Here is a 3,601-nt window from a genome sequence, read left to right on the forward strand (position 1 = left end):
CGCCTGGATCGGCCAGCAGCCGCACGTCTTCGCCGGCACGCTCGCCGGCAACGTCGCGCTCGGCCGGGCCGGCATCGGCCCGGGCGCGGTCCGGGACGCGCTCGGCCGTGCCGGCCTCGGTGCGGTCGCCGACCGGCGCGGGCCGGCGCCGATCGGCGAGAACGGGCTCGGCCTATCGGGCGGGGAGGCGTCGCGGCTGGCGCTGGCCCGCGTCGCGGCCACGCCCGACGCCGGCCTCGTCCTGGCCGACGAGCCGACCGCCCATCTCGACGCCCAGACCGCCGCGGCGATCGCCGACGCGCTGGTCGCGATCGCCCGCGGCCGCACGCTGATCGTCGCCACCCACGATCCGGCGCTGGCCCGGCGCATGGACCGCGTCGTCCGGCTCGCTCCGGCGGCGCCGGCGGCGGAGGTGGCGGCATGAGCGCGCGCCTCGGCCCGCTCCGCCCGATCGTCGGGCTCTTCCTCGCCGGCAACCGGCTCCGGCTGCTGGGCGGGGCGGCGCTCGCCGCCGCGACGGCGCTGGCCGGGGCGGCGCTGCTCGCGCTCTCGGGCTGGTTCGTCACCGCGACCGCGATCGCCGGCCTCTCGGTCGCGACCGCGCTCGCCTTCGACGTCTTCGCCCCGTCCGCCGGCATCCGCTTTCTCGCCCTGGCCCGCACCGCCGCCCGCTACGGCGAGCGCCTGGCGACGCACGACGCGGCGCTGGCCGTCCTCGCCGGCCTCCGCGAGCGCCTGTTCCGCGGCTGGGCCGCGCCCGGCACCGCGCGCGACCTCGCCCGCCGTCCCGCCCGGCTGCTCTTCCGCCTGACGCTCGACATCGACGCGCTCGACACCGTCTATCTTCGCGTCCTGGTGCCGGCGCTGGCCGCCCTGGCGGTGGCGCTCGCGGCCGGCCTCGCCTTCGGCCTGATGCAGCCCCTCCTCGGGGTCGCGGTCGTCCTCTTCCTGGCGGCGGTCGGGATCGGCCTGCCGATCGCCGCCGCGCGGGCGGCCGACCGGCCCGCGCGGCGCCGGGCCCGCGGCCTCGAGGTGCTGCGCTCGCGCACCGTCGATCTCGTCAGCGGCCAGACCGAGTGGCTGATGGCGGGCCAGCTCGACGCGCGGCGGGACGGGCTCGCCGCCGCCGACCGGTATGTCGCCGAGAGCGACGACGCGCTCGACCGCATCGAGACCTGGGTCGGCGCCGGCCTCGGCATCGCCGGGGCGGCACTCCTGGCCGGGACCCTCGTCGCGGTGGCGCTGCTGGTCGAGGCGGATGCGATCGGGGCCGCCGTCGCCGCCCTCGGCGTGACGGTGGCGCTGGCGGCGCTGGAGCCGTTCCAGCCGCTGCGGCGCGGCGCCGTCGAACTGGGCCGCACGCTGCTCGCGGCGCGCCGCCTCGCGCCGCGCCTGGCGACGGCGTCCGCGGCCGCCGCGCCGGCACCGCCGCCGGAGGGGCTTGCCGTGCGCCTCGAGGGCGTCGCGGTCCGGCATCCGGGCGCGGCCGCCCCGGCGCTCCGCGGCGTCACGCTGGCGATCGGCGCCGGCGAGCGCATCGCGCTCGTCGGGCCGAGCGGCGCCGGCAAGTCGACCCTGCTCGCGCTGCTGGCGGGAGAGGTCGCCCCGGAAGCGGGGCGGGCCGAGCGGCGCCCGGCGACGCTCCTCACCCAGCGCACCGAACTCTTCCGCGACTCGCTGGCCGGCAACCTCCGTCTCGCCGACCCCGCGGCCGACGATGCGCGCCTGCTCGCGGCGCTCGGCGCCGCCGGCCTGCGTGCGGACGTCGAGGCCCTCGCGGACGGGCTCGCGACCCGGCTCGGCGACGGCGGGCACGGGCTTTCGGGCGGCCAGGCGCGGCGGCTGGCGCTGGCGCGCCTTTTCCTGCGCGACACGCCGATCTGGCTCCTCGACGAGCCGACCGAGGGACAGGACGGCGCGACGGCCCGCGACGTCCTCGCTCGCCTCGCGGCCGGCGCGGCGGGGCGCACGGTCGTCGTCGCGACGCATATCCGGCGCGAGGCCGAGGGGGCCGACCGCCTGATCGTCCTCGAAGCGGGGACGGTCACCGCCATCGTCGAACGCGGCCGGCCCGGCTACGAGGCCGCGCTGGCCGCACTGCGCCCCGACTGACGCGGGCTCGAACCGGAAATCGGGCGCCGCCGGTCGGGACGGCGCCGCAACCAGGGGAGGCCGGCACCGGCCGGCCGGGTCCAGATGGAACTCGACATCGTCGATCTCTCGCGGCTGCAGTTCGCGATCACCGCGCTCTACCACTTCCTCTTCGTGCCGCTGACGCTCGGCCTTTCGGTCCTGCTGGCGATCATGGAGACGGTCTACGTCATGACCGGGCGCCCGATCTGGCGCCAGATGACGAAGTTCTGGGGCACGCTGTTCGGCATCAACTTCGTGCTGGGCGTCGCCACCGGCATCGTCATGGAGTTCCAGTTCGGCATGAACTGGAGCTACTACAGCCACTATGTCGGCGACATCTTCGGCGCGCCCTTGGCGATCGAAGGGCTGATGGCCTTCTTCCTGGAGGCGACCTTCGTCGGCCTCTTCTTCTTCGGCTGGGGCAAGCTGTCGAAGGTCGGGCACCTCGCCGCGACCTGGGCGGTGGCGCTCGGCTCCAACTTCTCCGCCCTCTGGATCCTGATCGCCAACGGCTGGATGCAGAACCCGGTCGGCTCGGCCTTCAATCCCGAGACGATGCGGATGGAGGTGACCGACTTCTTCGCCGTCCTCTTCAACCCGGTCGCCCAGGCGAAGTTCGTGCACACGGTCTCGGCCGGCTACGTCACCGCGTCGGTCTTCGTGCTCGGCGTCTCCGCCTGGTATCTGCTGAAGGGCCGCCACGTCGATCTCGCCAAGCGTTCGATGACCGTGGCCGCCTCGTTCGGCCTTGCCGCCGCGCTGTCGGTGGTCGTCCTCGGCGACGAGAGCGGCTACCTCTCGACCGAGCACCAGAAGATGAAGCTGGCGGCCATCGAGGGCATGTGGGAGACGGAGCCCGCGCCGGCCGCCTTCACGGTCTTCGGCTTCCCCGACCAGGAGGCGCGCGAGACGCACTTCGCGGTCCGTGTCCCCTGGGTGATGGGGCTGATCGGCACCCGCTCGCTGACCACCGAGATTCCCGGCATCGAGGAACTGGTCGCCCATGCCGAGGTCCGCATCCGCAACGGCATCGCCGCCTTCGACGCCCTCCAGAAGATCCGCGCCGCCGGCGGTGCGCCCGTGGCGCCCGAGGTCCGGCAGGCCTTCGAGGACAAGGGGCGCGACCTCGGCTACGCCCTGCTGCTGAAGCGCTACGTCGACGACCCGCGGCGGGCGACCGACGCCCAGATTTCGCGCGCGGCCTGGGACAACGTCCCGCATGTGCCGTCGCTCTTCTGGGCGTTCCGCATCATGGTCGGGCTCGGCTTCTTCTTCATCGCGCTGACCGCCGCCTTCTTCTACCTCTCGGCCCGGCGCCGGCTCGACCGCCATCCCGTCCTGCTGCGCGTCGCCGTCCTCGCCATCCCGCTGCCCTGGATCGCGGCCGAACTCGGCTGGTTCGGCGCCGAGTTCGGCCGCCAGCCCGGGATCATCGAGGGCGTGCTGGCGGCGGCCGCCGCCCGCTCCA

The 3,601-nt window shown here is 75.3% G+C and carries 2 protein-coding genes and 1 pseudogene; all 3 read left to right on the plus strand.

Annotated elements, in window-relative coordinates; translation table 11 throughout:
* A pseudogene (locus ACE3Q3_RS09065) lies at positions 1-424 on the plus strand (thiol reductant ABC exporter subunit CydD); the annotation flags it as partial.
* Positions 421-2,112, plus strand: coding sequence for an amino acid ABC transporter ATP-binding/permease protein (locus ACE3Q3_RS09070; RefSeq protein WP_374444765.1), 1,692 nt, complete (start codon positions 421-423; stop codon positions 2,110-2,112). The pseudogene ACE3Q3_RS09065 and the gene ACE3Q3_RS09070, both read left to right, overlap by 4 nt.
* Positions 2,113-2,196: 84 nt before the next feature.
* The coding region (locus ACE3Q3_RS09075; RefSeq protein ID WP_374444767.1) for a cytochrome ubiquinol oxidase subunit I at positions 2,197-3,601 on the plus strand (1,405 nt) is incomplete at its 3' end.

Origin of the sequence: Allostella sp., from assembly GCF_041913585.1 — a bacterium.
GTDB lineage: Bacteria > Pseudomonadota > Alphaproteobacteria > ATCC43930 > Allostellaceae > Allostella.